This is a genomic window from Marinobacterium jannaschii DSM 6295 (genome assembly GCF_000620085.1).
GTDB lineage: Bacteria > Pseudomonadota > Gammaproteobacteria > Pseudomonadales > Balneatricaceae > Pontibacterium > Pontibacterium jannaschii.
On the sequence record NZ_JHVJ01000005.1, the window covers coordinates 313,037 to 337,901 of the forward strand.

General features: G+C 55.3%; 24 protein-coding genes. 12 read left to right on the plus strand and 12 right to left on the minus strand.

Translation table 11 applies throughout. The annotated features are described in order from the left end of the window. Window positions 1-50: 50 nt before the first annotated feature. Window positions 51-500 carry a cupredoxin domain-containing protein gene (locus Q354_RS0104705; protein ID WP_027856607.1) on the minus strand — a complete coding sequence of 150 codons (450 nt, stop codon included), beginning with the start codon at window positions 498-500 and terminating at the stop codon, window positions 51-53. A 166-nt stretch (window positions 501-666) separates the two neighbouring features. On the opposite strand from Q354_RS0104705, the gene Q354_RS0104710 reads away from it, so the two are divergent. The 6 genes from Q354_RS0104710 to Q354_RS0104735 all read left to right on the plus strand — a co-directional run bounded on the left by Q354_RS0104710 (window position 667) and on the right by Q354_RS0104735 (window position 5,871). After that, entirely contained in the window at window positions 667-1,821 is a 1,155-nt protein-coding gene (locus Q354_RS0104710) for an ABC transporter substrate-binding protein (RefSeq protein WP_027856608.1), read from the plus strand. Window positions 1,822-1,844: 23 nt separating this feature from the next. Further along, window positions 1,845-2,837: a YVTN family beta-propeller repeat protein gene (locus Q354_RS0104715; RefSeq protein WP_036228474.1), complete on the plus strand. Its 993-nt coding sequence runs from the start codon at window positions 1,845-1,847 to the stop codon at window positions 2,835-2,837. A gap of 15 nt (window positions 2,838-2,852) precedes the next feature. Then, entirely contained in the window at window positions 2,853-3,587 is a 735-nt protein-coding gene (locus Q354_RS0104720; protein WP_027856610.1) for an ABC transporter ATP-binding protein, read from the plus strand. Next, entirely contained in the window at window positions 3,584-4,405 is an 822-nt protein-coding gene (locus Q354_RS0104725) for an ABC transporter permease (RefSeq protein WP_051559889.1), read from the plus strand. The genes Q354_RS0104720 and Q354_RS0104725 overlap by 4 nt, the downstream gene beginning before the upstream one ends. A gap of 159 nt (window positions 4,406-4,564) precedes the next feature. Next, entirely contained in the window at window positions 4,565-5,161 is a 597-nt protein-coding gene (locus Q354_RS0104730) for a rhodanese-like domain-containing protein (protein ID WP_027856612.1), read from the plus strand. A 38-nt stretch (window positions 5,162-5,199) separates the two neighbouring features. Next, window positions 5,200-5,871, plus strand: coding sequence for a response regulator (locus Q354_RS0104735; RefSeq protein WP_027856613.1), 672 nt, complete (start codon window positions 5,200-5,202; stop codon window positions 5,869-5,871). A gap of 75 nt (window positions 5,872-5,946) precedes the next feature. Here Q354_RS0104735 and Q354_RS24615 read toward each other — a convergent pair whose 3' ends face one another. The 4 genes from Q354_RS24615 to Q354_RS27185 all read right to left on the minus strand — a co-directional run bounded on the left by Q354_RS24615 (window position 5,947) and on the right by Q354_RS27185 (window position 11,077). Next, on the minus strand, window positions 5,947-6,243 hold the full coding sequence (locus Q354_RS24615) for an REP-associated tyrosine transposase (RefSeq protein ID WP_322786133.1): 297 nt from the start codon (window positions 6,241-6,243) through the stop codon (window positions 5,947-5,949). A 50-nt stretch (window positions 6,244-6,293) separates the two neighbouring features. Continuing rightward, window positions 6,294-6,431, minus strand: coding sequence for a hypothetical protein (locus Q354_RS28520; protein ID WP_211252209.1), 138 nt, complete (start codon window positions 6,429-6,431; stop codon window positions 6,294-6,296). A gap of 114 nt (window positions 6,432-6,545) precedes the next feature. Further along, window positions 6,546-8,384 carry a hypothetical protein gene (locus Q354_RS0104745; protein ID WP_027856614.1) on the minus strand — a complete coding sequence of 613 codons (1,839 nt, stop codon included), beginning with the start codon at window positions 8,382-8,384 and terminating at the stop codon, window positions 6,546-6,548. Between the two features lie 389 nt (window positions 8,385-8,773). Beyond that, on the minus strand, window positions 8,774-11,077 hold the full coding sequence (locus Q354_RS27185) for a TolB family protein (RefSeq protein ID WP_051559892.1): 2,304 nt from the start codon (window positions 11,075-11,077) through the stop codon (window positions 8,774-8,776). A 437-nt stretch (window positions 11,078-11,514) separates the two neighbouring features. On the opposite strand from Q354_RS27185, the gene Q354_RS0104755 reads away from it, so the two are divergent. From Q354_RS0104755 to Q354_RS0104770, 4 genes are all read left to right on the plus strand, one after another. Continuing rightward, on the plus strand, window positions 11,515-11,781 hold the full coding sequence (locus Q354_RS0104755; protein WP_027856615.1) for a DUF3081 family protein: 267 nt from the start codon (window positions 11,515-11,517) through the stop codon (window positions 11,779-11,781). Continuing rightward, window positions 11,778-12,170: a thiol-disulfide oxidoreductase DCC family protein gene (locus tag Q354_RS0104760; RefSeq protein WP_036228477.1), complete on the plus strand. Its 393-nt coding sequence runs from the start codon at window positions 11,778-11,780 to the stop codon at window positions 12,168-12,170. The genes Q354_RS0104755 and Q354_RS0104760 overlap by 4 nt, the downstream gene beginning before the upstream one ends. A gap of 170 nt (window positions 12,171-12,340) precedes the next feature. After that, window positions 12,341-13,147 (plus strand): hypothetical protein, encoded by an 807-nt coding sequence (locus Q354_RS0104765; RefSeq protein WP_027856617.1) that lies wholly within the window; start codon window positions 12,341-12,343, stop codon window positions 13,145-13,147. Between the two features lie 129 nt (window positions 13,148-13,276). Continuing rightward, complete coding sequence (locus Q354_RS0104770) at window positions 13,277-15,004, plus strand: formate--tetrahydrofolate ligase (protein WP_027856618.1); 1,728 nt, start codon at window positions 13,277-13,279, stop codon at window positions 15,002-15,004. Between the two features lie 40 nt (window positions 15,005-15,044). On the opposite strand, the gene Q354_RS0104775 is transcribed toward Q354_RS0104770, so the two are convergent. Beyond that, complete coding sequence (locus Q354_RS0104775) at window positions 15,045-16,079, minus strand: ABC transporter substrate-binding protein (protein ID WP_027856619.1); 1,035 nt, start codon at window positions 16,077-16,079, stop codon at window positions 15,045-15,047. A gap of 429 nt (window positions 16,080-16,508) precedes the next feature. On the opposite strand from Q354_RS0104775, the gene Q354_RS0104780 reads away from it, so the two are divergent. After that, a complete protein-coding gene (locus Q354_RS0104780; protein WP_027856620.1) occupies window positions 16,509-16,862 on the plus strand; it encodes a DUF3622 domain-containing protein in 354 nt (117 codons plus the stop codon). 50 nt (window positions 16,863-16,912) lie between these two features. Here the strand turns inward: Q354_RS0104780 and Q354_RS24625 are convergent, their stop codons facing one another. From Q354_RS24625 to Q354_RS27190, 4 genes are all read right to left on the minus strand, one after another. Then, window positions 16,913-18,055 (minus strand): M20/M25/M40 family metallo-hydrolase, encoded by a 1,143-nt coding sequence (locus Q354_RS24625; protein ID WP_051559900.1) that lies wholly within the window; start codon window positions 18,053-18,055, stop codon window positions 16,913-16,915. Window positions 18,056-18,301: 246 nt separating this feature from the next. Beyond that, window positions 18,302-18,913 (minus strand): pyridoxamine 5'-phosphate oxidase family protein, encoded by a 612-nt coding sequence (locus Q354_RS0104790; RefSeq protein WP_027856621.1) that lies wholly within the window; start codon window positions 18,911-18,913, stop codon window positions 18,302-18,304. Between the two features lie 82 nt (window positions 18,914-18,995). Continuing rightward, the gene (locus Q354_RS0104795; protein ID WP_156948195.1) at window positions 18,996-19,613 is read right to left on the minus strand and encodes a HupE/UreJ family protein; all 618 of its coding nucleotides are present in this window, start codon (window positions 19,611-19,613) and stop codon (window positions 18,996-18,998) included. A gap of 74 nt (window positions 19,614-19,687) precedes the next feature. Then, window positions 19,688-20,734 carry a LysM peptidoglycan-binding domain-containing protein gene (locus tag Q354_RS27190; RefSeq protein ID WP_051559893.1) on the minus strand — a complete coding sequence of 349 codons (1,047 nt, stop codon included), beginning with the start codon at window positions 20,732-20,734 and terminating at the stop codon, window positions 19,688-19,690. A 280-nt stretch (window positions 20,735-21,014) separates the two neighbouring features. Between Q354_RS27190 and Q354_RS0104805 the strand changes: the two genes are divergently transcribed. Continuing rightward, window positions 21,015-21,617 (plus strand): nitroreductase family protein, encoded by a 603-nt coding sequence (locus Q354_RS0104805; protein ID WP_027856623.1) that lies wholly within the window; start codon window positions 21,015-21,017, stop codon window positions 21,615-21,617. A gap of 61 nt (window positions 21,618-21,678) precedes the next feature. Here the strand turns inward: Q354_RS0104805 and Q354_RS0104810 are convergent, their stop codons facing one another. Next, the gene (locus tag Q354_RS0104810; protein WP_036228479.1) at window positions 21,679-23,952 is read right to left on the minus strand and encodes a CehA/McbA family metallohydrolase; all 2,274 of its coding nucleotides are present in this window, start codon (window positions 23,950-23,952) and stop codon (window positions 21,679-21,681) included. 477 nt (window positions 23,953-24,429) lie between these two features. Then, complete coding sequence (locus Q354_RS0104815) at window positions 24,430-24,780, minus strand: RidA family protein (RefSeq protein WP_027856625.1); 351 nt, start codon at window positions 24,778-24,780, stop codon at window positions 24,430-24,432. Window positions 24,781-24,865: the final 85 nt, after the last annotated feature.

The window sequence follows — 24,865 nt, forward strand, 5'->3', positions numbered from 1 at the left end:
CGCTCGGTCTATTGGCCGCTACGTCGTCACCGGCATAGCGGCCCAAAGACTTATTTAACGTTAAATACGCCGACCATACCTTTGCCTTCCAGCCCATCCATATAGAACTCGAACTTCCCGGGCTTAACCGGTACGAAGTAGATTTCAGCTTCGCCTTCATCTTCGAATTCCAGTTCGGTCAGACTGATCGCTTTGATTTCCATACCGCCGGCTTCCACCTTTCGCAGGAAAACAGAGGCAAAGAACTCCGGTGCCTGCACCGCATACTCTTTACGACCAGTGGAGATAATGGCCAGCTTATAGGCCGTACCGGTTTCCAGGTTATATTCGCTTTGCGACAGGGAGTAGTCGGAAGCTTCGCTGCCCATCACCAGATCAGGTAGTTTCTGTGGCTTGCGTGTCAGGTCACCCGCCGCTTGGGCCGTAGATACAACCATTGTCGACGCCAGGACTGCGCCTGCAAGCAGGGATTTTACGGATGGAGTCTTAAGCATTGTCATAGCAGCCTCTCTGAAAATTGTTGTTTTTCTACTGTCTACACATGCTACGAGACGGTGTTTTTTAAAAAATGCTACTTCAGAACTATTTGTTTTGTACTTTCTTCATATTTCTCCGCCAGTGCCTTCGCCCTAAGCTGAATGCAGAGTTTCCAAGGGGGAGTTACCTATGCGCCGTACTCTGGCTATCGCCACTTTGTTTTGCAGTTCCACAGCCTTTGCTGCGGAGAATACTGAGGTAAATATCGCCTATCTTGAATTCGTGCCGCCTAAGCCTCCGCTGCTGTCCAATATACTGCCGCCGCCGGAAGATGCCGGATTACGCGGCAGTGAACTGGCGATCAAGGACAGCAATACCACCGGACGCTTCCTGAAGCAGCATTACCAGCTGGAGACGCGGGTCAGCGATTCGCAAAGCGAGCTGTTACAGCAGGCTACTCAGCTACAGGCCCGGGGAATCAGCCTGTTTGTCAGTAATATGCCTGCCGATCAGCTGAAGGCCCTCTCCGCCAGACTCGGCGATCAGGCACTGATCTTCAATGCCGGCAGTGCCAGTGATCAGCTGCGCAGCAACAGCTGTCTGAACAATGTGCTGCATACCCTGCCCAGCCGCTCGATGCTGACTGATGCCCTGGGCCAGTGGCTGATCGCCAAGCGGCTCAATAAGTGGTTCCTGATCAGTGGTGATAAACCCGCAGATAAAGCCTATAGCGCCGCGCTGAAACGCAGCGCCAAGCGATTTGGCGGCAAGATTGTCGAAGAAAAACAGTGGAGCTTCGATACCGACCTTCGCCGTACCGCTCAGAAAGAGCTGCCGCTGTTCACCCAGGGCAAGGACTACGATGTGGTGTTGGTGGCCGATGAGCTGGGCGACTTTGGCGAATATGTGCAATTTAACACCTGGCTGCCCCGCCCCGTTGCCGGTACCCAGGGCCTTACCCCGGTTGCCTGGCATCGCGTGGTCGAACAGTGGGGCGCGGCGCAGCTGCAAAGCCGCTTTGACAAGCTGACCGGGCGCTGGATGACCAACAAGGACTATGCCGCCTGGGCAGCCGTGCGCTCGATCGCCGAGGCGGTCACGCGCACGAAAAGTAATGATATGAACACCCTGCGCAACTATATCCTCTCTGATCAGTTTGAACTGGCCGCGTTCAAGGGCCGTAAGCTCAACTACCGTCCCTGGAACGGCCAGCTAAGACAACCTATCCCGCTGGTTCATCCACGCGCGCTGGTATCCCAGCCACCACAGGAAGGATTCCTTCATCCAAAAACCGAGCTGGATACTCTGGGCTATGACGCCCCTGAATCCCAGTGCCAGATCTGACCCGACATGCCGAGACAATAACAATGAAAACACTAAACGCTGTACACGCTTTCCGACATGCCCTCAAACCGCTGGGCGCAGCCCTGCTACTGGCAAGCACCCAGACCCTGGCGGCTGTGGCCTACGTCTCTAACGAGAAAGATGACACCCTGTCGCTTATCGACCTCGACAGCCAGACGGTCATCGAGACCATCGATGTCGGTGAACGTCCGCGTGGCATCATCTTCTCCAAGGATATGAAATACCTCTATATCTGTGCCAGCGACTCCGACACCGTGCAGGTGATGGACCTGTCCAACCACCAGATTATTACCGAGCTACCCTCCGGCGAAGACCCGGAGCAGTTTGCCCTGCACCCGAATAACCGCTTCCTCTATATCGCCAATGAGGATGACGCACTGGTGACCGTAGTCGACACCCAGAGCAAAGAGGTCATCGCCCAGATCGATGTGGGCGTGGAACCCGAAGGTATGGCGGTGAGTCCGGATGGAAAATGGGCGATCAACACCAGTGAGACCACCAATATGCTGCACTGGATCGATACCAAAACCCACACACTGGTTGATAACACCCTGGTCGACCAGCGTCCCCGCCACGTCGAGTTCAGCGACGATGGCAGCCGGGTCTGGGCCTCCTCCGAGATCGGCGGCACCGTATCGGTGATCGATACCGACAGCCGCCAGATCATCGAAAAGCTCAGCTTCAAGATCCGCGGCGTGCATCCGGACAAAGTACAGCCGGTGGGCATCAAGCTGACCGCCGATGGCAAATATGCCTTTGTCGCCCTCGGCCCGGCCAACCATGTCGCCGTCGTCGATGCTAAAACCTACGAAGTACTGGACTACCTGCTGGTTGGCCGTCGCGTCTGGCACCTGGCATTTAACGAAGACCAGTCTCAGCTACTGACCACCAACGGCGTCAGCGGAGATGTGTCAGTGGTTGATATCGCCGACCTTAAAGTCACCAAATCGATCAAGGTTGGCCGCTATCCCTGGGGCGTGGTGGTTAAGCCCTGAGCCGAGGAGGCTTATATGAGTATCGCTGTTGCGGATATCAGTTTCAGTTACGGTCAGCGCCAGGCGTTGCAATCGGTCAGCTTTGAGCTGCAACCCGGGTGTTTTAACGCTTTGTTAGGGCCTAACGGCGCCGGTAAAAGCACCCTCTTCGGACTGCTGACCCGGCTTAATGCCCTGCAGTGCGGCAGCGCCAGCATCAACGGCCATGATATCCGCCAGCATCCGGCCAGGGTGATGTCGCAGCTGGGCGTGGTGTTTCAGCAGAGCAGCCTCGACCTCGACCTAACGGTACAGCAGAACCTGCTCTACCATGCTGCTTTGCATGGTATCGCCAGGAAACCCGCGCTGGCACAGATAGAGCTAGAACTGATGCGGATGGAGATGCTGGACCGGCTCCATGACAAAGTGCGCAACCTGAATGGCGGTCACCGCCGCCGGGTAGAGATCGCCCGCGCCCTGCTGCATCAACCCGGCGTATTGCTGCTGGATGAACCCAGCGTCGGACTGGACCCCGCCTCGCGCCGCGCCCTGAACCAGCACGTCAGACAACTGTGTGAAGACCGAGGCCTCACCGTACTCTGGGCCACCCACCTGATTGAGGAGATCGATCCGCAAGATCCTGTCCTGCTGCTGCATAACGGCCAGCTCAAGGCCCATAACAGTGGTCAGCAGATCTGCCTGCAGCAACAGGTCGACTCACTTAGCGAAGCCTTCCACCGTATCACTGGCCTGAACCGGGAGGCTGCATGAGTCATCTTGACGGGACATTGTCCCTGCCTGCCAGCGCTTACTGGCACTGCTTCTGCGGTATCCTTAAACGGGAATACCTGCGCTTTATCAACCAGCGCTCACGCTTTCTCAGTGCACTGGTACGGCCACTGTTGTGGCTGATAGTGTTTGCCGCCGGCTTTCGCGCCGCTCTGGGCATCGCCATTATCGAACCCTACGAGACCTATATCACCTATGAGGTCTATATTGCGCCGGGGCTGTGCTGCATGATCCTGTTGTTTAACGGAATGCAGAGCAGTCTGTCGATGGTCTACGACCGGGAGATGGGCAGCATGCGCGTACTGCTGATGAGTCCGCTGCCGCGGCAGTTCCTGTTGCTGTCCCGGCTGCTCTCCATCGCCATTATCTCGCTGCTGCAGGTGTATGCCTTTCTGGCGATCGCCCTGCTGGTAGGCGTCGAGCCGCCACTCGCCGGCTATATCACCGTGTTGCCGGCGCTGGTGCTGGTCGCCGTCATGCTGGGCGCGCTGGGATTGTTTATCTCCAGCCGGATCAGACAGCTGGAAAATTTTGCCGGGGTTATGAACTTCGTCATCTTTCCGATGTTCTTCCTCTCTTCGGCCCTCTATCCATTGTGGAAGATGCAGGAGTCCAGTGAATGGCTCTACTGGCTTTGCCGCATCAATCCATTCAGCCATGCCGTCGAACTGGTGCGCCATGCACTGTATCTGAAGCTTGATACCGAATCGTTACTGGTCACAGCCGCCGCGACAGCGGTGTTCTCCCTGCTGGCGGTGACGGGTTTCAATCCACAGAAGAACCAAAAACCGACCCGCTGACTGCTAAAATAGTACTTTAGTACTGTTTTTTTTACTCTATGGTTCAATTCCGACCCACTCCTTCCGGGGTGTGTAATAGAGGTAGTCAGAGGTCGCCCCCATAACCTACTGATCGGATTAGACTTTTAGCGACAATCCGCAGCAGCCAGGAGGAACCTCATGACCAGCGCTATCATGCTTTACCGGGGTATTGTCCCCGCCCTGCTGATCGCAGCGCTGAGCCTCAGCCAGGCGGCTGCGAACGGAGCTGAAGGTCACTGGCTGGATGACTTTAACGACGATATAGAGCTGTACTCCGTCGACGGCTACCGGTTATTGCGCTACCGCAGCCCGACACCCGCCACGAGTGAAGATGCTGTAACCCTGTCCACCGCACAGCTGAAACAGCTACTCGACAGTGCATCGCCGCCGGCGCTGCTGGATGTACAGCCACTACCCTGGCACAACGGTTTTTTTGTCCAGAAGGAAGCAAGGCAGCATATCCCGGGCAGTCGCTGGATACCCAATGTGGGACTGGGCGAGTTAACCACTGATCAGGAACAGTACTTTCGTGATCAGCTGGCGATCAGCAGTAACGGCGAAAGGGATCACCCGCTGGTAATTTACTGCCGTGCCGATTGCTGGATGTCCTGGAACGCGGTAAAAAGGGCATCCCGGTGGGGCTTTAGACAGCTGTACTGGTACCGGGAAGGCACGGATGGCTGGCGCGATGCAGGGCTGAAAATGAGCACCGCAACGCCGGTACCGCTGAATTGATAATAAAAAGATAACAACGACAGGTCTGGAGTAGAGCCATGTACAAAATTCTGATAGCTGATGATCATCCGCTGTTTCGCGAAGCGATCAACAACGTGATTCAGAGCAGCTTTCCCGGTTGTGAAACCGTGGAAACCCAGGACCTGGATTCCGCCCTGCAATTAAGCCAGGAAGCGGAGGATGAATTCGACCTGATCCTGCTCGACCTGAATATGCCGGGCATGAACGGCCTCAACGGCCTGATCACCCTGCGCAACGAATCACCGACCATCCCGGTGGTGATCGTCTCTGCCGAGGAGGATAAGCAGATCGTGCTACAGGCGATCACTTACGGCGCCGTGGGCTTTATCACCAAATCATCACCGCGCGAACAGATGGCCGAAGCACTGGAGCAGATCCTCGCCGGCAACGTCTACCTGCCATCGGATATCATCCGTTCGAACCAGAGTGAAACCCGCAGCCACCGCCGTAACGACGATAAGCAGATTCCACCGGAACTGCTCTCCTCCCTTACCCGCCGCCAGCTGTTGGTGCTGGAGCGTATGTCCGCCGGTGAATCCAATAAACAGATCGCCTACAACCTGAACATCGCCGAAACCACGGTTAAAGCCCATGTATCCGCCATACTGCGTAAACTGGGCGTACACAACCGTATCCAGGCTGTGTTGTCTGCAGGCAATATCGACTTTAGCGAATACTTGAAGCGCTGAATTACTGAAAGAGCCCGGGGACCGGGCTCCTACAGCGAATTCATTCAGCCCATAGTGTACTGTCATAGCTTTTTATCAGACCCACTTTGCATCCCAAAGAGGATATTGTCTGATAGATCCGGCTATCCCTGCTCTTAAAGGGTTTGCAACGATATAGCGAGCATAGTCGACCAGATTCTCCTCAGATCGAATTGCCCGGTCGTGGAATCCCCGCTGCCAGACCGGATCGATGAATCCCCGCTGCCAGACCGGATCGATGTGTTCTGCTATCCGGCGAACGCCTCTTGTGGTATCTGCCTTTACGTACCTAACCACTGAAGAAAGCTCGTAACCCTCTTTTAGCTGCATCAACCAGTGGAAATGATCCAGCATTACAACATAAGCCAGCGTATCGGCGGATTGCTGTGATCTGATAAGCGCTCTCACAAGGCAGCGCCCATATACAGATTCTCAAACAGCCTGACACGGCCTCGCGTACAGGCAGTAACCATATAGATCTGTGAATCAATCGATACCCGCCCCTTGCGCAACGCCTGACCTCGGACGTTGAATAAACTCATCGAGAACATCCTTGTATTCGATAAAAGATACAACCCTATAAAGAAACAAGGAAAGCGGTGAATTCCTTCTTTGCACTTGAAGAACAAAGCCATCCCTGGCGTCTTAGATACCGATTAATCCGGTAATTCGGTAGTGGTAGCAATCCGTTTTCGTAGCTCGACTATACGTTGCCTGATCGACTCGAGCTCGGCCACATCACCCTGACGGACGGCCCATTTGAGACGATGCTTCAGCCAGTAAGTCGCAATCCGGACTTCCGGATAAGGCGCCGGATGGACACCGCACTGGACTTTGCTGAGCCGGTGCCCGATGAAGGGATCATCTTCATGCGGTCCCCAGTCATCCTTATCGAAACTCACCTTATCCAGCCCGTCGATATCGAAATCGCCATGACCTCCGCGGCGATGTTTCCGATCATCGACTTTTCTCAGCACATCCCGGGTATCTTCGAGGTTAAAGGCACAATGCTCGGCGGCCAGTGACGCAGATACCTTCTCTTCCTCAGAGGTAGCCAGGGCATTGTGGTTGATACGCTCGATGGTTTCATCCACCAGCCGCTCGCAATCACGCAGGCTGTAGAAGGCGCTCCAGGACCGCATAAATGCCCCCATCAGGGCAAAGGCGTCCTTACCTTTTTTCTCAAGGAACTCCTCAATCGAGTCGCTGTGAGGATTCCCGGTACGGTCGGCCAGGTTAGGATTGCCCAGCACATTATGAAGCGCTGCATGGATATCCGATCCCAGGAAAGGCTCCCGGAAATAGAACATGGAGGCACCCTCAATGCCGCCACAGGCTTCTACTCTGTTCCGACGCCCTTCACCGCGATTCAACACCGCATGGTTATGGAAGAAGCTTTTCTTACGCACGGCCTCTATCACCGGCTGGATATTAAACGCTTCCGGCTCATCCTCGTCCGGTGGCCCCGGAGGGTTCACCGCATTACCTTCATCTTCAGGAATGTGCACACCGGTGAGTCGCGACAGTCGTTCGGCTTCTTTATTCACATCCGAATGCTGGCTGATATTGATCCCGGTACGGGAAACAAACGCAGGGTTGAAGCCCGCGCCCCCATTGGCATGACAAACATTACAACCGGCTTCATTACTGAGGAATATTTCCTTACCGGCTTCGGCGCGCGGGTCAGAGAAAACCATCTCATCTCCGGTCGCCGGGTTAGTGACAAAGAACTGTTCACGCCGTCCCAGCCACTGCTGGAAGGTGTCCATTGCATCCAGCTCTTCGCCGGTGGCAAAGCGGAAATGGTAGTTATCATCTCCGGCACCTGGCGTCAGGCCGGGGTTGTTGCCCTTCTCTTTGCGTAGCAGGTTCAAGGTAAAGTGCTGGGCAATCGCGCCGTTTGCAAAGGCCCTGAGGCAGCCATTGGCATCGGTGTCTACGTTGCCATGATGGAATCCGCCACGGGGTGAACCGATCGCAGCCCAGCCAAGCTGCGGCAAGGGCCCCAGACGAGTAGTAATCTCCGCTTCGGCTCCGGCCGGATCTGGCAGAGGAAAGGGCGCGGGATGCCCGCCACAATCGCTGGCATCCCGAATAGGACCAACGGTCATAGAGCCGCGGAAAAACGGTCCGGGATGTACCCCATCTGAGGTAGGTGGATCAGCAATCCCACCCTCGGTATTAAACAACGCCCGCTTGAGCACCAGAGTCGGGTTTTCAAGCCCCGGCACATTACTGGCCAGTACCTTAGCCAGATCGTCACCTTTGAGTTTGCGAATAGTGCTTGGAAATATGTTGTATTGCTCTGAAGGAATATGACAGGTACCGCAGGTACGCCCGTTGCCCTCGAACGTCTCCTCATTAAACAGCCTGCTACCCTCATCGATCTGCCTGATCCGCTCCAGACCGACTTCGGCATGGGCATATGTCAGGCCAAACACCAGAGTTAACGCCACAGACAACCTGGTCGGCGTAAACGTCTTCGTCCGTTTCATTTCTCTTCCCCCTGACCGCACGGGGATAGACAGATCTCATCAGATCAGATCAGTTGGCCGGATCGCTGCGCATTGCCCTTATTCAGGCAAAACAGATCCCTGTCGCGCAGTGCAAGCGTACCAATACCCCTGCAGTGGCGAATTAGATTGTGTTTTGGATTGTTCCCCTGAAAGACGGCTTCACATTCAGTGAACCTGTTTTCTGCGTACAGGGCCTTTCTTATAGCCACTGCGCAGAAATCTTGAACGTTTGATAAGAAAATAGTCTAGACCATTTCCTTAGTAATGCTAGGGTAATAGTACTATCAGGATAGACCGAAGGGCCGGGCTCAAAGTCAGAGTGTTCAGACGCTGGCCATATGCGGCCAGCGTCGGTCTGCAGCCGAAGGCTATTGTGGTGTAAAAGCGAACACTGCGACCTGCTCGGTGGTGTGTTTTCGCTCGTTATCTGCTGCCTGATCTTCATCAACCGCGATACGGACACCACTGGCGTCCGTGCTATCAGGGATGACCACCGGCCAGCCGCCATCACGGCCATCCATACCCGTAGCGCTGCTGATCACGACAGTCTCGTCAGAGGCGGTACTCAACCCGACATTATAACTGCCGTTCCCCATCCCCCGAATATAGTCAGCCGTTGTCAAAGCCTGGTAATTACTATCGCCCAATACCCCGGTCCCTGCTTCAAACACCATATAGCCAACAGATTCATCTGCCACCTCGGATACGCTGCCCTCTCCGATATGACGCCCCACTCTGAGGATCGAATCCGGAACCTTTGCGACAGCACTGCCGCGGGACCAGAACACCGAGTAGGATGCCTCATTCGCAGACTGAACCTGCCCCAGTACCACAGGCGAAGTATAGCTATTGAGGTAGCTGCGAGACTCACCGTTCCAACCGACATATTTGCCATCAACCGAGGTACTTGTGAAGCGCGTTGCTTCCATCTGAATACCATGCTCCGGCACGTTATAGACCCCCTCTTCCGCCACCAGATAATTCACCTGAACGGGTTCTACGGCAGCGCTGATATCATCGGTACGCTGTACCCTGATTTCGAAACTGTTGTTCCGGACGTTACGTACCCGGGTGACCAGCGGCACGCTCGAAGCGTTATATACCGGCGTGGTGACTATGACCGGTGAGCGATAGTTCTGGGGAAGCTCTACCTTCACCCAGTCGGTATTATCGACAGCGCTGATATTGCCGGCAAACAGTTCCGGGCCTGCGTTGTCGATAAACTCCGTTTTAGCGATATAGACATCCAGCCCCGGTGAAGCCTCAGCCTCTATCCAGGCGTTCCCGGGGCCTGTGGCATGAAAGGCCACTGTGCCGTTTTCCGCGAGGTCGATCCCCTGAACCGAACCACCCGCTGCCGCCGCCACATCCCAGGGCTGACTCACCAGAGATACGGTACCATTCAGACGATCTTTGACGTATACAAAGAAATCGGCATGGGTCGGAATAGCTCCCGCTGAGGGTGGATACTGGCTCGGCGGCATCAGGTCGCTGGTCATGGAACGCACCTGAGAACGAAACGCCACATAGCGCCCGTTTTCGGACACCCGGCCGCCGATACTATGCTGCTGAATAGACTGGCCATTGCCGTCCAGGCTGATCAGTTCGGTATTACCTGTCTGCCGATCGTGCAGATAAACATCCAACTTAGTGTTGTTGTCAGCTGCACTTAGCTGGCCCCAACTGGTGAAAACTACATAGCGCCCATCAGCCGACAGCGTTGGAAAGGTTGAAGCACCTCCGCTTTGGCCGCCGCTGCTGTCAACACTCACCCGCTCAAGCAGCCCCGTGGCAATCTCAAAGACAAAGGCATCCATCTTGTTGTTGGTATCACCTGGGACAAGATCACTGGCCGACGAATGAAAGCTGATAAAACGTCCGTCGGCGGAAAAGCCCGGATTGTAGTTACTGCCATTACTATGTACGCCCGTCAGGTTTGCACTGACCAGTTGCATCGTTTGAGCACTACGATCATATAGGTAAATATCAGACCGGTTACTGCCTGCGGGCGTCGCGACCAGATCAGAAGCATAGGAGGAGAAAGCCACATAACGACCATCAGGAGAGATCGCCGGGTACTGACTGGTGGCACCGGCGGCGTTACCTGACTGAGTCTGACTGATCAGTTCTACTGCTCCCGTTTGCAGGTCTTTCACATAGACCTGAACCTTCGAACCCGAGACCGTCTGGTTCACCAGATTAGTGCAGGATGATGAGAATGCGACGTAACGGGCATCGGCGCTTATTTCCGGGTCCCAGGCACCCTTGTCACACTGTGCACCGGCCGCATTGCGGCTCACCAGTGTCATTGCACCTGAAACTATATCGCGGAGAAAGATATCCGCCGCGCCGTTACTGTCGGGGTGCATCAGGCCCGGCTTATTGGAATGAAACACGACCTTACGACCATCAGGCGTCAGTCGCGCATGCTTTGAATCGCCGACCGTACTGTAAGGTGTTGCCATATTCACCGACAGGATGGCATTTTTGCCGTACTCAAGCCCGTCGATGATGCCATCGTTGTCACTGTCACGGTTAAACAGATCCAGGCCAAGCGCCAGCTCTTCATTGTCAGATAAGCCGTCAAAGTCATTATCGACTGCAACTGCGTTCAAGCTCGACAGCGCTACGGCGAGCGCCAATACCGAGGGTTTAAAGCCAAAACATGCCATACAAGTATTCCTTACCTGATATTTGAGTTATTTAACGCCCTGTCGGAATGAAAAAGCTGATTCAGTAGCCGGACTCCGATCATCCGTATCGATGTCGGATAGCACTACCAGAGAAACTGTTTTCAGGCTGACAGGAAAAAAGTGCGTCAACGCATGTAAGGGCCAGAGAGCATAGCGAAGGGAACAAGCACAATAGCAGTAGATTGCCTCATTATATCGTCCATGACATCGGGCCTTTGAAAGGCTAAAGGATATAACCCCTCGGGATGCGTACTTCCCTGAACACACCAATAAGTCGTCAGAAACTCTAACACTTCTGGCCGGGCAGTAAATACAAACGATTATTTAAAACTTTCGTTTACCCTGAACGGTTTGAAAAACAGATCCAGAGAACGGAGCAAAACGTAGGATATGCGTCGGAGTATGAGGTTTAAGAGATGGAAAGCGATAAGCCCGATATTAAACATGCCTTACAGGCGTTTCATAAAATTACCCGTTTTGGTGAACAGGTCGGGCAACGTTACTATCTGGATGGCTACTTTGCCTGGTCTGACGTCGACGGCTATACCCTGCAGATCGGGGACGGCCGCGTCAACCTATGGATCTACTTTCACCACAAGCATCGCACCGATCACCCTTCCAGATCGGATCTGGACGCGTTCTGGAGTGGGCTTCATCGGCTGGCAGCCAGGGAATTCTTATGAGCGTTCCGCGCGCTGCGCTGAAACCAGTGGTCTTTTACGATGGCAGCTGTCCGCTCTGCCGTCGGGAGATCGCACACTATCAGCGGCTGGACAGGCGTAATCGGATTCAATGGGTCGATATCTCCATCGACGCCTCACTGCTCAAACAGCATAAGATCTGTCCTGACAAAGCATTGCGACTGTTTCATGTCCTCGACAGGATGCAGCACCTTCATATCGGTGTGGACGCCTTCGTGATTGTCTGGCGCGAACTCCCGGGATACCGATGGCTGGCGCGGCTGGTAACGATATCAGGCATGACACCCCTGCTGAATGCCGCCTATCGCCGGTTTGCTGCCTGGCGGTACCGTCACCGAAGCTGCCAGTCGGTTAGCTGTACCCGCTCTTAGCCACATTAATCTGCACCACCCTGCGATTGCTATAATTACATTCAACAACTTCTTAACGAATCGCCCTGCCACGGGGCGTTTGTCACCTTAGGTGCCATATAGCCGGACTCCGGCACCTTCTTAAATTTATACCTGACGGACCAGAAACAACCTCTCAAGGGAGAGTTGTGATGGCGATCGAATTTAATCCGGTCAGGACGACCCCAGGCGTGCAGCCTGCCAATCAGGTTAACCGTGCCAGCCCGACTGATGCGGCGAATACCAATGTAGCCCCGGTTGAAACCCGTAGCCGGAAACCGGTCGGGGTCGAAGTACTGATACAGTTTTCCAACGAGTTGCTGAGCCAATCCAACTCCCTGCGCAGCAGTACTGAGGGCGTTAGCACCTTGCAGGTGATTGAAAACGGCATCGGTAACATCACCTCTACCCTCAGCGAGCTTAAGCAAATTACCGATCTGGTGCTGAGCGGCAACCTCGATGCAACCGCCCTGGAGTCGTTGGAAAAGCGCTCCAATGAACTGCTGGAACTTATCCTGCTGATTATACTAGGCGCAACATTTAACGGAGCCTCCCTGCTTGAAGATGACACCCGGATAGTGATCGAAACCGGGCCTGACGGCGGGAATTTTGAGGTAATCCCTTCGTTTAATATCTCCTCCGAACTGCAAAGCCTCGGCGTCTTCACGCTGGATATCAGAGACCCCAACAGTGTCGATATCATCCGTAACTCCGAAGAGTTTCTGCAAACTATCGCGCTGCAACTGGGTGAGCGCCAGGATAACCTGAATGACTCAATCCAGCGCCTGATCGATTTTACCTTCAACGGCGTTAATCCGGCCCTGATCCTGAGTGATTCAGGCTCGGCGGCTATCCTGACCGAACAGATCCACAATCAGCTTTGGGTTCAGGCCTCCCTGGCGCTGGCAGCCCAGGCAAATGCCAACCGTGATCTGGTGTTCCACTTACTTGCGCCCTAATAACGTCTTTTAGTTTTCTACTGACGCCCCTCAATGGCAGCAATGGCTGATCTGGTCCAAGCTTTACAGCAATGATTCCAGCCAGTTAGTCATGCGCAGCAATCGGATGCGGCGCAAAGGAGGCACAGCATGAATATCAAAACGGATAGCGAAGGACGCGGATTACACGAGCTGCCACCGCCGGGCACGCCCGATATTGAGATTGCCCGGGCGGTGCAACCGACACCGATCCTTAATCTGGCTCATGAGACACTCGGCCTGTCACCCGAAGCCCTGATCCCTCATGGCCACTACAAAGCGAAACTTGATCTGAGCAAGCTGGATGTCACCACACCGACCCGCCGTGGCAAACTGGTACTGGTCACTGCAGTAACGCCGACCCCGGCCGGGGAAGGTAAAACTACCACCAGTGTCGGCCTGAACGATGGCCTGAACGCACTGGGTGTGCGCAGCGCGGTCTGCCTGCGGGAGCCCTCCCTCGGCCCCTGCTTCGGTATGAAAGGCGGGGCCGCTGGCGGTGGCCGCGCGCAGGCGATTCCGATGGAAGATCTGAACCTGCACTTTAACGGTGACTTTCATGCGGTCACGGCTGCGCACAACTTGCTGGCATCGATGATCGACAACCACCTCCACTGGGGCAACGAGCTGGGCATCAATTCCCACCATATCAGTTGGCGCCGGGTGGTCGACCTGAATGATCGCAGCCTGCGCAACACTATGGTCGGACTCGGTGGCAGCCCCCACGGTATACCTCGCGAGACCGGGTTCGACATCACCGCCGCCTCGGAGATCATGGCGATCCTCTGCCTGGCAGAGAACCTCGACGATATGGAGCGCAGGCTGGGCAATATTATCGTCGCACGTAAGTTTGATATGAGCGCCGTAACTGCCCGGGATCTCGGCGTACACCGGGCGATGACTGTACTGCTGAAGGAGGCCTTTCAGCCTAACCTGATCCAGAGCCTCGAACATAATCCGGTGTTTGTACATGGCGGTCCCTTCGCCAATATCGCCCACGGCTGTAACTCGGTCGTGGCGACCCGCTCAGCACTCGCGCTTTGCGACGTAGCGGTTACCGAAGCCGGCTTTGGTGCCGACCTGGGTGCTGAGAAATTCCTCGATATCAAATGCCGGCTGTCAGGTATGCGCCCCGATGCAGCGGTGTTGGTCTGCACCCTGCGTGCGTTAAAGATGCAGGGAGGCGTTGCTAAGTCAGAACTGGAATTGCCGAACCTGCCAGCGCTGCGTGAGGGCACAGCCAACCTGAAGCGGCATATCGACAATATGCAGCAGTTCGGCCTCAATCCGATCATCTGTATCAACCGTTTCAGCAATGATCATGCGGAAGAGCTGGCAGAGGTCACACGCATCTGCCAGGCGATGGGCGCAGAATCCGTCTGTTCGGAGCACTGGGCGCGGGGAAGCGAAGGTGCACTGGATCTCGCCAGAGCGGTGATAAACCGCTTGGAACAGCCATCGCCCAAGGTGGAGTTGCTCTACCACGACGATATGCCGCTGCCCGATAAGATCCGTACCGTTGCCACCCGTCTGTACGGCGCGGCTGATGTCAGCTTCACCGCCGCAGCCGCCGCTAAGCTGGAAGAATTCCGTACACTGGGATTCGGCCACCTGCCGGTTTGTATCGCCAAGACCCAGTACAGCTTTTCATCAGAACCTGGCCTTAAAGGTGCCCCTGAGGGACATATACTGCCGGTCAGAGAGGCCCGCCTCGCGGCCGGGGCGGGATTTGTCGTGGCGATCTGCGGCGATATGATGACCCTGCCGGGATTACCCCGCCACCCGGCCGCTCTGGATATCGGGCTGGATGAGCAGGGTAATATCGAAGGGCTGTTCTGACAGTCTGCCGTTACTGAGCGGGTGACGACTTAAACCGACACTAGTCCGCCAGCCAGCGTTCAAAGCGCTGGCTGAGCTGGTCACTGTGGTCCAGCCAGAACTGGGAGTCCTCACGCAGGGAGTGCACCGTGTTCGATGGATGGGTCGGCAGACTCAGCGCCAGGCTTTCCGGAATCGCCCTGATGGCTGCCCGGTTGGTTACACCGTAGGGCATCGCTGCCGGAAACTTACTTGAGGCCTCGGCGGAACTGGCATAGGTAATAAACTCCATAGCCTTACTGGCGTTCGGACTGCCGCTGACAATGACCCAGGAATCGACCGAGAACATCTGCCCATCCCAGACAATCGCCAGGTTAGCGCCCTCTTTATTGGCATTACTGATCCGGCCGTTATAGGCCGTTGCCATTGCCACTTCACCATTGGCCACCCATTCGGTCGGAAGTGAGGCTGATTCCCACCAGCGAATATAGGGTTTCAGCTCTTTAAGCTTGCGAAAAGCCCGGTCCTGCCCGGTACGGGTTTCCAGGTAGACATAGACCTTCTCGGGTGGCACCCCATCCGCCATCAGGGCAAATTCAAGGTTGCCGCGCGGCCCCTTGCGCAGGGCACGGGTGCCGGCGAAACGTTGGATATCCCAGAAATCGACCCAGTTCTTCGGACCGCTGCTGAGCCTGTTCTTATCGTAGGTAATAACACTGGACCAGATAATATGCCCCACGCCACAGTCACTGACGCCGCTGGGCAGGTACTGGTGTGGTCCGCCCAGCTTTTGCCAGTCCAGACGCTGGAAATAGCCTTTTTTGCAGCCCGAGACCAGGTCAGGGTCTTCCACCTGCACCACATCCCAGCGAACCTGCTGTTGATCGATCATCGACTCGATCTCAGCGAGGCCGCCGTTATATGCCACTTCAGTGATATCAACCCCGGTTTCGCGGCTGAATGGCTGGTAGAACACTTCGCGCTGCGCGTCCTGGGTCGCGCCACCAAACGAAACCACGCTGATACTGTTTGCCTGGGCCGCACCGGCAACCAGCCCGGCCAGAGATAATGCGATAAATCCGTAACGATATTTCATAAATCGGCTTCTTATTGTTGTTATGGAATGAAATCACGGTAATTAAACATCCGTGTACAGCTGCCCTACCGATACCCTCCATTAGACTAAATGTTAATTAGACATCGGCATGGTGAGGCCAACTTCGTCGAAAGCGGAGCTAAAACACCGATAAAGACGGGCCTTCAAAGGATCACTTCCGTCGCCTGCGGATTGGCTTTCTTTCCAGCATTTTCTGAGCATCTGTCTCAGAACGTGGTAAGATGCGCGCAAAATCCGGAAGGCCCGCAGATTCCCGACCAGTCCAGGTCGATGCCCTTTCCCGATCATCCCGTAAATCCGGCCCGGCAACCCCGCCCTGACCTGACTCAGCGCAGAGCTAATCTATTGCTAATACACGCCTATCCAACGGGAATCTTATTAACCGCTACACACAGGACATAACCGATAATGAGCCAGGGTAAAAAATACGACTTCAGCGTAATGCAGGACGATAAAGGCTGGACTGCAGGCATTATCCGTAAGGTTTCCGCCCGCCGGACTGTCGTATCCAAAAGCAAGGATGGTTTTGCAACTGAAGCAGAAGCTATTGCCTGGGCAGAAGAAACCCTGAAAGGTTTCCTGGATGGCCAGACTCAGCGTAACAAACGTCGCGATGAGCGTCGTGAAATCCGCCGCGAGCAGGAAGCCGAAGCCGCAGCAGCCCGCGCCGCCGCTATTGCAGCCGCTGAAGCCGCCCGTGCGGAAGCCGCGGAAGACGACGACTTCGATTATGACGACGAAGACGATATCGTCGAAGAATAAGGGTTAAGAGCAGCTGCAAGCTGCAAGCTGCAAGCTGCAATGCTTAATTATCAATGAGTTAAAGAGTCTTTTTCAAGCCACTTGCGAGACTCTTCCACCAGTTCTGACTGGTCATCAAATGCCTGTAGAATCCGGGTAACTTCATCGATACGGCGCACGAAGCTGGCTTTGCGGGCACGTTCCTTTCGGGTGTGCTCGCCATCGCCATGAGGGCCGAATCCATCTAATGTCGGGACACCTTCGGCAGCGACAATATTGGCATCACTGGTTGCCGTCCGCCGCTCTGTTTTCAGCGGGTAGCCCAGCCACTCCTCGATCTGCTCCAGCCAGTCAGCCTGCTCCATATCCGGCGCCATCACGTCACGCTGTATGCCGCCACTGATTTCGATATCGACCAGCCGCAGATTACTGGAATCGAGTAACTCTGAAAATTCGCCCAGCAGTCGCTCCCGCTCCGGAATTGACGAATAACGCACTTCAACCAGTAACTCGACTTCAGGCAACACTTTAGCGGCGACTCCATCCTCTCCGATACGGGCAACACTGACACAGGAACCCCGTTCCGGGTCCGACAGTGCGATCAGCGCGCTGGCCAGCCATCCGGCGGTCTCCGTTGCATTGGTATGTTGGGTATACAGACTGCCTGCCTGAAATGAACGCCCGGACAGCCTGATGACATAGGCCGCCACTCCCTGGCGTCCGGTCACGACTTCATGCCGTGAACCGGCTGCGGCAAATACCAGACAACTGTCATACTCGCGCGCCAGCGCCGCAGTCAGACTGTGACTGTCGCCACTCCCGCCTTCGGCATCACTGACCAGTAACAGATCGACATTGGCAATCCGGCCACGCTGTTCGTGCAGGTTACGCAGGGCGCAGACGGCAACGTAGTTGCCCCCCTTCATATCACAGACGCCAGGGCCATATACCCAGCCATCATCTTCGGTAAATCGGGGGGAATAGTGTGCGGGCGATCCGGTATCCAGATGGCCGAGTAACAGCAATCGGGCACCCGGCCGCCTCTCTGAGCGAAACATCAGGTGGTCGCCAATCAGCTCGCGCTGGTAGCGTTCGACCTCAAACCCGAGCGGCTGCAACCACTGCGCATAAACTGCGCCATTTCGGTCTACGCCCGCCTTATCGGTGGTAAAGGCATCCAGGTTAATCAGTCTTTCCAGCTCTTTGAAATCCATTCGCGCCTCCGCATCATTGCAAATCATGCGTTGCTATCGCAGCTCCTTATTCAGCTAAGCCGATACCGCCGGAACCCTACCCAAAGCAGATGACGACAGAATGAAGGCCCAACTGTCATCAAACTGTTACCCGCCATATTCAGGATAGCGGGCTTTTTCAAAACCGCGTGCCGCCGCAAGCCTTCAGGCCCTGGCGATTTAAACTGCCTCGCTGCCCGGACCCATGCGGTGATAAGATCGCTGTGCTCAGTCACTCAGCAGCTTTCTATAGCGCTCCGCCATCTCAGCCTGACTTTCGACTGCGACCTGCTCACCAGGCTGGTCATTAACCATCTGGCCCAGAGAGGGAAATTCACGCCGGTCGATCTGACTCCCGGCCTGCCATAATCCTGCTCTCATTAGCGCTTTGGCACAATGGAGAAATACCTCTTCGATAGCGACCTTGATCACCGAAACAGCCGGATGCTTCGGATGGGCAAAGCGTCCGAGGTAATCGCTATCGGTACGTATTTCAGCGCGTCCGTTAACGCGCAGCACCTCATCCATACCCGGAATCATAAACAGGCAGCCGATCCGACCGGTTTCCAGAATATTGATATGGCTGTCCAGCAGGTTATTCCCCCTGGCATCCGGAATCAGCAGCGTATGATTGTCGATGATCTTAACAAACCCGGGCGCGCCACCTCTTGGCGAGCTGTCACAAAACCCACGGCCATTAGTGCTAGCCAGCACAACGAAGGGAGCCATTTCGATAAACCGCACAGAGTGTTGTTCCAAGGCAGCAAGTTGCTTGCGCTTTACCCGATCCACCGGCTCCCCGTAGATCTGCCTTAGCTGCGCTTCGGTTTCAATTTTCATGGTTGCGACCCTGCCCGTTCGATTGTGGCTCCACCCTACCACAACCTGGCAGCAATAAAGCAGAGCCGCCTTTCTCTGCGAGCTAACCCAGCACCGGCATCAGGATCAGGTGAAAGCCAATCCCGGCTATCGCGGCACCGGTATAACGCAATACCGCCACCCCTTGCTGATAACGCTGTGAAACCAGGCCGATGACGACTCCGGCAATATGGATCGCCGCAGTCCCTGCAACAAAGCCCAGCGCATAGAGCACCGGCTTTGCCAGATAGGGCATTTCGGTACCGTGAGCATGACCGTGGAAGATGGCAAAGAAGCCGACGAAGGTAATCGCCAGCAGAGCGGAAAATTTGCTTTCTGCGGCAATGGCGATTCCCAGCGCCAGTACCGATATCGCAATCCCTAGCTCAACCGAAAACAGCGGGACTTTCTGCATACCGGCCACACCGCCCAGCAGCATCAGAAATACAAAGGTTAGCGGCACCTGCCAGATCGCCCGACCGCCCATCTGAGCGCTGAGCACGCCCACACTGATCATTGCCAGTAAGTGATCAAACCCCAGCACCGGATGGCTGAGCCCTGCCATAAAGCCACCGCCATGCGGGGCAACATAACCGACCTTCTCCGCCGCATCATGGGCCAGGGCCGGCAGCGCGGCCAGGGACAGTATTGCGATGTAAGAAATCTGCCTGAATCCAGCCATCTTGCCCACTCCTGCCTGTATTCCATTGCCACAAGTATAGGCAGCACAGTGGCTGTGCAGGTCAGTAAATCCGGTTAACCTGCCTGTTTCCACTGGATATAGCCGGACAGCGTCACACCCTGGGCGGCAAAGTATCGTTGTGCATCCGGGTAGTTAGTGGCCGATACCAGGCTTGGGATAATCTTCGCCTTAGCCGCGCTATACTGGCTCCAGCTCAGGGCCGGATCGGCATAGTCGTTGTGCGACTCCTGGCCGCTGCTATAAAGCTGGGGAGAGATAAAGTCGATATTTCCGTCGCTGAACAATGACTCCATCAGGACCACCCGGTCAGCAATCCCGTAGGGCGCTGAATGACTGACGGTTACCAGCACTTTAAAGCCTGCCGCCTTAGCACGCTTAAACGAGGCCGCAAAGGCATTCGCCAGACCGGCCTCACCGGTTTCGATATCGTAGGCCAGCCCCTTATAGCCACTAAAGCGTCCCTGAACGATCGCCTGATCGATCTGATCGAGAAACGCACGGCTAAATGCGCCGGTCGTCTCCGAGCCACCCCCGAGGGAGATATAGCGCTCGCCCTGCAGGCTGTCTCTGCAACGGGCACTGTCGGTAATTGCCTTATCGACATCCGCCCAGCCGCTAAATGCGATAGCTATATCAGCGCCGGGAAGCGGTGCTGAATCAGTCCATGTCCAGTCCCAATAACCAACGTGTTCAGCCGCCACTGCAGGCTGGCCTGTCGCGTCGGTTGAAGTTGAGGTTGTCGCTGTAGCAGCAGGATCCTCTGTGGCGGGAATCAGCAGCCGTTGTCCGGCATGGATGATGTCAGGGTTAATATCGGGATTGGCCGCAGCAATCTGCGACCAGCTGAGGCCCCGGCAGCGTCCTATCTTGGCGGCTATTGTGGAGAGCGTATCGCCCGGCCCGACCTGATAGTTCCAGTAAGCGGCCCCATCATTACAGGGGATCTTAAGCGTTTGCCCCAGGCTGATCAGGTTGGCATCGGCAAGCCCGTTAGCTGTGGCAATCGACTGCCCGCTGACACCACTACTCCGGCTGATGTTGTTTGCGATCGCCGAAAGGCTGTCACCGGGTTGAACGCTGTATTTAAATACGATAGTCATCACCTGTCCCTGTTTCGCTGCGGCACCGTTTCGCTGCAAGACAGCCTGAATACCAACTCTAGCGCCTGACTAAGATTTATGCCTTATCATTCAGCCCATTAGATCCTAAAGGGCAGGCGCAACTAAGCCCGCTATTAAAACCTGAACGACACCCGCAGGCCTTAACCTGGGTCTATTTATTAACACCATTTATGCAACTTACCCTTACGAATAAAGCCATTTATTACGTTTTCAGCACCATGTTAAGCTCCGCTGCATACTTTCATCACCGGAGATAACCATGGACCTGACAACAGCGATCACCGAAAGACGCTCAGTAAAGCATTTCGATCCGAGCCACCGCATGACGGAAGCAGAGGTCGCCACCCTCTATGAGCAGGCCCTGCTTTCGCCGACCTCCTACAACATCCAGCACTGGCGTTTCCTGCGCATCACTGATGAGAACCAGCGTCAGGCTGTCCGGGCAGCGGCCTGGGATCAGGCTCAGGTCAGCGAAGCCTCAGAGCTGGTACTGATCTGCGGTGACACCAACGCCTGGCAGAAATCACCAGAGCGCTACTGGCAGGATGCACCGGAAGATGTCCAGGCGATGCTGGTACCGATGCTGCAGGATTTCTACAATGGCCGAGAGTGGATTCAGCGTGACGAAGCGATCCGCTCCGGTGCGATGGCAGCCCAGACCCTGATGCTCAGTGCCAAAGCGATGGGTTATGACTCCTGCCCGATGATCGGATTTGATCAGGAGCAGATGGCGAAGATTGTTAACCTGCCGGAAGATCATATCTTCGTGATGATGGTGGCAATTGGTAAGGCGGCTAAGCCTGCCAACGGTCGCGGTGGTCAGCTACCTCTGAGCGAAGTGGTATTGCAGAACAGCTTCTGATCAGCGGCTAGAACGAAAGCGCCCGGACTCTCCGGGCGTTTGAATGTTTCCAGCCTGGTAATCAGAACTCCGACTTCGCCACCGTTTTCAGCCAGATCGGGTTGGAATAGGCTTTGTGTTCCTTGCCATCTTCCACCACCAGCGCCAGCCAGCCGGACTGATGCGGCACGTCGAAGCTGACACTCTGCTCATCCCCAACCAGTGCCTGTTCGGAAATCACCCCGTTGTTGCCGATCAGCTTTACTGTCTTCAGGCCGTTAACCGACAACAGGTCAAAGCTGATCTTCTGCGGCTGGCTTTGAGTCAGCTTCAGGGTATCGCCAAACATCACGTTCTGCGGATAGATCACCGGCCCGAAGGACACATAGCCACGGCCGTTTTTCATCGCCTGAGCGAAGCTGTCGGCACTTGGCTTGCTGCCGGTATAGACGAACATCCGGTTATGCCCGGTCGTTTCATTCCAGACATCATGGGTATCAGAGCCCGCGGTATAGTAATACGGCAGCCCTTCACTCCAGAGCGCCCGCGCTTTCTCGATCGCCTTCTGGTATTTCACTTCAGCATTGATCTCAATCAGATCGATACCGGCGTTAAAACCACCCGGCGCAATCCCCTTCTCCAGACTGCTCATATAGCCGTACGGGATAAACGGATGGTTGGACGCCACGTTGATCGCCCCCATACGACGGGCATCCCGGATAATGCTATGAATATCATCTGTACCCGGATCAACGCTTAGCTTAGCCCCGATCTTCAGCGGAAACGGGTTAAAGTGCCCCCAGGATGGCGACACCTCCATCGAAGGCACGAAAGGCACACCGCGCTGGGCTGACAGCTTGCTGATCGCCTGGTGGTTTTTGGTGGAATCATGGTCACTGACGAAGGTCACATCCAGGCCTGCAGCAAGCTGGGAGCGCACCAGGTATTCCGGCGGCGTTGAGCCTTCCAGCACATCGGCATGATGGTGCAGATCACCGGCATACCAGCCGCGCTCGGTCGGATAGGTCCTGATCTCGACCTTGCTGGTCAGATCGGTGGTCTTATTCGGCTGAACCTTCGCATCCACCAATGCTGCTTTTGACAGGAAATCACTGCCCGCTGAGACTTTAAGCTGGTAGTCGCCCGGTGCCAGGGTAAAGCGCGCCTGACCAACCTCGGTCAGCTCGGTAAAGAAGGTCTTAGCACCGAGGAACTCGATCAGCGGCTTATTGCCCTTCTCGATCTGAATCTTGGCATCACGCGGCAGGTTAGTGTTGGCGTCCACCACCTGAATACTCACCTCGCCCGGTGCCAGCAGGTCATCGAATGACAGGCTGGATCGCTTACCCGCGCCAATACTGACCTTATGCTTGCGGCTATCGGAATATCCCTTGCCGGCGGCATAGACTTCGTAGTCACCCACCGGCAGATCAAGCTGGTAGCGCCCCTTCTCACCAATCACCCAGATATAGGGGGCACCGTCCTTCAGCACGATCACGGCGGGCGCCTCGACCACTGCGCCATCCCGGGTTTTCACGCGGCCACTGAGGCTGCCGGACTTAAGTTGCTTGCGCTCGATCTCAGCCTTGACCACCGGTGAGATATCGCCACTGCCCAGCACCTGGTAATCGCCTTCAAAGGTGACCGTCTCCCCCTTCTTCAGGCCATGTTTCTTGTACAGGTCACGCGATTTGTATTTGAGTTCGCTGAAGTAAGGCGCGTGCAGGGCGATTCCCCAGTCAGCGTCATAACCCACGAAGCGATCGGCAATCGGATCTGTGACCACGGCCTCTTCCTGTCCGGCATAACCCGGTACGGCAAACTTAAAGCCACCGTCCGGCCAGAGGGTGAAGCCGGAGATCAGCTCGTCCAGATCGTCGCCTTTATTGGTCATGCTGGTCTTCACATGGATCAGGTCAGAACCCTCTTTAAGGGTATAAACCGTGGTGATATCCACCTCGCCGAAATCACGGCTGACCTTAACCACCGCCTCCTGGGGCGTGTCTTTCAGCACATCTACTTTCTGGTAGGTATTGGGCCAGCCGGACCAGTTGTTGGGTATGAAATCGGCAAAGGCCACCCGGTCATTACTCAGACTGCCATCCGGCTTCACATTGGCAATATCAACGATACAGCCTCTGGCGACACCCCAGGGGGGTGCAGAGCCGATCGCCAGCGAGAACGCCAGCTTATCGTTGCGGATGGTCATATCCTGTTCGCTAATGGCGTTACCTGCGGGAATGCTGGTTTTCCCTTTGGAGATCGATACCGCCGCCTGACTCTGGCCGACCATACCGAAGGTGGACGCCAGGACAACAGCACTGGTCAGTGCCAGCTTTGGATAAGGGTTCTTCATCAATCAACACCTTTTGACTTCTTATTATTCGATGGCTAAAACAACCAATCTTTTTTAATTGATCGTTTAATTAAAGAAAGAATTATCCGAACCCCGGAATATGTCAAAATTGTTACAACTGTCGTTTCCGGTAACGATCAAGACGGTGCTTGCGTTTGTTAAAACAGGGTTAAACAGCCCGAAGTACTTAGGGTGAAGCAACCCGGCAACGGCTGGCACGGAATCCATTGCAGTCGTAAATGACTCTTAGCCCGACCAGCAATGTCGCCCACAGATCATAGCTGGTCGCCAAAAGGTAAGAGTTATGGATTGGGAAAATTTCAGCTAATGGTTCGCATTAGAAAATCTATTGATAAAATCCATCGACAGCAGAAATGCTAACAGCGCCAGGCATAAAAAAAGCAGCTCAGCGGCTGCTTCAGTTATCCGGTTTTCTGGCTGTTACTGTGCCTTACGGCACAGCTGATAAGGGCAGAATTACTCGCCCGCGGCGACAAAAGCGATCTCAGCCAGGTAATCAGGGTTTGCCAGCTCGGCCTTAACGCACGCACGGCTTGGCGCAGTTCCTTCCGGTAGCCAGGCTTCCCAGGCTTCGTTCAGCGCCGCCATATTGGCAAAGTCAGTGAGGTAGATGGTGACCGAGATAAGACGGGATTTGTCACTGTTAACCGTGGCCAGGGAGGCTTCCGCCTGCTCGAAGATCTGCGCCAGCTGTCCGCTGATCCCTTCGCTCAGATCACCTTCAGGTACTTCAACAAAATGCGCCATGCCATTGAAAACAGTAGCGTCAGACCAGCGTGCGCATGGGTTAATACGTTTGATTTCCACGATCGATTCCCGACAAGGTTTAGAAAAAGCGGCATCATACAGCGATAGAAAGCGATCAGGAAATGTTTAGGCTGACGCAACTGCC

What these genes read in the sequence shown, in the direction of transcription:
- Q354_RS0104705 (WP_027856607.1), bottom strand. Translation starts at nt 500, where the DNA reads ATGACAATGCTTAAGACTCCATCCGTAAAATCCCTGCTTGCAGGCGCA.
- Q354_RS0104710 (WP_027856608.1), top strand. Translation starts at nt 667, where the DNA reads ATGCGCCGTACTCTGGCTATCGCCACTTTGTTTTGCAGTTCCACAGCC.
- Q354_RS0104715 (WP_036228474.1), top strand. Translation starts at nt 1,845, where the DNA reads ATGAAAACACTAAACGCTGTACACGCTTTCCGACATGCCCTCAAACCG.
- Q354_RS0104720 (WP_027856610.1), top strand. Translation starts at nt 2,853, where the DNA reads ATGAGTATCGCTGTTGCGGATATCAGTTTCAGTTACGGTCAGCGCCAG.
- Q354_RS0104725 (WP_051559889.1), top strand. Translation starts at nt 3,584, where the DNA reads ATGAGTCATCTTGACGGGACATTGTCCCTGCCTGCCAGCGCTTACTGG.
- Q354_RS0104730 (WP_027856612.1), top strand. Translation starts at nt 4,565, where the DNA reads ATGACCAGCGCTATCATGCTTTACCGGGGTATTGTCCCCGCCCTGCTG.
- Q354_RS0104735 (WP_027856613.1), top strand. Translation starts at nt 5,200, where the DNA reads ATGTACAAAATTCTGATAGCTGATGATCATCCGCTGTTTCGCGAAGCG.
- Q354_RS24615 (WP_322786133.1), bottom strand. Translation starts at nt 6,243, where the DNA reads ATGCTGGATCATTTCCACTGGTTGATGCAGCTAAAAGAGGGTTACGAG.
- Q354_RS28520 (WP_211252209.1), bottom strand. Translation starts at nt 6,431, where the DNA reads ATGAGTTTATTCAACGTCCGAGGTCAGGCGTTGCGCAAGGGGCGGGTA.
- Q354_RS0104745 (WP_027856614.1), bottom strand. Translation starts at nt 8,384, where the DNA reads ATGAAACGGACGAAGACGTTTACGCCGACCAGGTTGTCTGTGGCGTTA.
- Q354_RS27185 (WP_051559892.1), bottom strand. Translation starts at nt 11,077, where the DNA reads ATGGCATGTTTTGGCTTTAAACCCTCGGTATTGGCGCTCGCCGTAGCG.
- Q354_RS0104755 (WP_027856615.1), top strand. Translation starts at nt 11,515, where the DNA reads ATGGAAAGCGATAAGCCCGATATTAAACATGCCTTACAGGCGTTTCAT.
- Q354_RS0104760 (WP_036228477.1), top strand. Translation starts at nt 11,778, where the DNA reads ATGAGCGTTCCGCGCGCTGCGCTGAAACCAGTGGTCTTTTACGATGGC.
- Q354_RS0104765 (WP_027856617.1), top strand. Translation starts at nt 12,341, where the DNA reads ATGGCGATCGAATTTAATCCGGTCAGGACGACCCCAGGCGTGCAGCCT.
- Q354_RS0104770 (WP_027856618.1), top strand. Translation starts at nt 13,277, where the DNA reads ATGAATATCAAAACGGATAGCGAAGGACGCGGATTACACGAGCTGCCA.
- Q354_RS0104775 (WP_027856619.1), bottom strand. Translation starts at nt 16,079, where the DNA reads ATGAAATATCGTTACGGATTTATCGCATTATCTCTGGCCGGGCTGGTT.
- Q354_RS0104780 (WP_027856620.1), top strand. Translation starts at nt 16,509, where the DNA reads ATGAGCCAGGGTAAAAAATACGACTTCAGCGTAATGCAGGACGATAAA.
- Q354_RS24625 (WP_051559900.1), bottom strand. Translation starts at nt 18,055, where the DNA reads ATGGATTTCAAAGAGCTGGAAAGACTGATTAACCTGGATGCCTTTACC.
- Q354_RS0104790 (WP_027856621.1), bottom strand. Translation starts at nt 18,913, where the DNA reads ATGAAAATTGAAACCGAAGCGCAGCTAAGGCAGATCTACGGGGAGCCG.
- Q354_RS0104795 (WP_156948195.1), bottom strand. Translation starts at nt 19,613, where the DNA reads ATGGCTGGATTCAGGCAGATTTCTTACATCGCAATACTGTCCCTGGCC.
- Q354_RS27190 (WP_051559893.1), bottom strand. Translation starts at nt 20,734, where the DNA reads ATGACTATCGTATTTAAATACAGCGTTCAACCCGGTGACAGCCTTTCG.
- Q354_RS0104805 (WP_027856623.1), top strand. Translation starts at nt 21,015, where the DNA reads ATGGACCTGACAACAGCGATCACCGAAAGACGCTCAGTAAAGCATTTC.
- Q354_RS0104810 (WP_036228479.1), bottom strand. Translation starts at nt 23,952, where the DNA reads ATGAAGAACCCTTATCCAAAGCTGGCACTGACCAGTGCTGTTGTCCTG.